Raw genomic sequence first — 910 nt, forward strand, 5'->3', positions numbered from 1 at the left:
ATCCGTATTCAACGCTCCCCTACCCAACATTGCTGCTGCCATAGCTTCGGTGGCGTATTTAGCCCCGTTACATTTTCGGCGCAGAGTCACTCGACCAGTGAGCTATTACGCACTCTTTCAATGGTGGCTGCTTCTAAGCCAACATCCTGGTTGTCTGTGCAACTCCACATCCTTTCCCACTTAACACGCACTGGGGGACCTTAGCTGATGGTCTGGGCTGTTTCCCTTTTGACAATGGATCTTAGCACTCACTGTCTGACTCCCGGACTACAGTTTGTGGCATTCAGAGTTTGACTGGACTTGGTAACCCTTGGCGGGCCCCGCACCCAATCAGTGCTTTACCTCCACAACTGAACATCCGAGGCTAGCCCTAAAGCTATTTCGGGGAGAACCAGCTATCTCCGAGTTCGATTGGAATTTCTCCGCTACCCCCACCTCATCCCCGAATTTTTCAACATTCGTGGGTTCGGGCCTCCAGTGAGTGTTACCTCACCTTCACCCTGGGCAGGGGTAGATCACACGGTTTCGGGTCTACGCCTACATACTCATTCGCCCTATTCAGACTCGCTTTCGCTGCGGCTCCGTCTCTTCGACTTAACCTCGCATGCAAACGTAACTCGCCGGTTCATTCTACAAAAGGCACGCCATCACCCATGAACGGGCTCTGACTTTTTGTAAGCACACGGTTTCAGGTTCTGTTTCACTCCGCTTCCGCGGTGCTTTTCACCTTTCCCTCACGGTACTGCTTCACTATCGGTCGCTAGGGAGTATTTAGCCTTGGCAGATGGTCCTGCCGGATTCCGACGGGGTTTCACGTGTCCCGCCGTACTCAGGATCCCTCTAGGCTTGCGCTTGTTTTTGGCTACGGGGCTGTTACCCTCTTTGCCGAGCCTTTCCAGACTTCTTCACC

1 rRNA gene is annotated in these 910 nt (G+C 53.3%); it reads right to left on the reverse strand.

Annotated elements, in window-relative coordinates:
• A 23S ribosomal RNA gene (locus B5M42_RS25000) occupies positions 1-910 on the reverse strand; the annotation flags it as partial.

The organism is Paenibacillus athensensis (assembly GCF_004514475.2).
GTDB lineage: Bacteria > Bacillota > Bacilli > Paenibacillales > NBRC-103111 > Paenibacillus_AL > Paenibacillus_AL athensensis.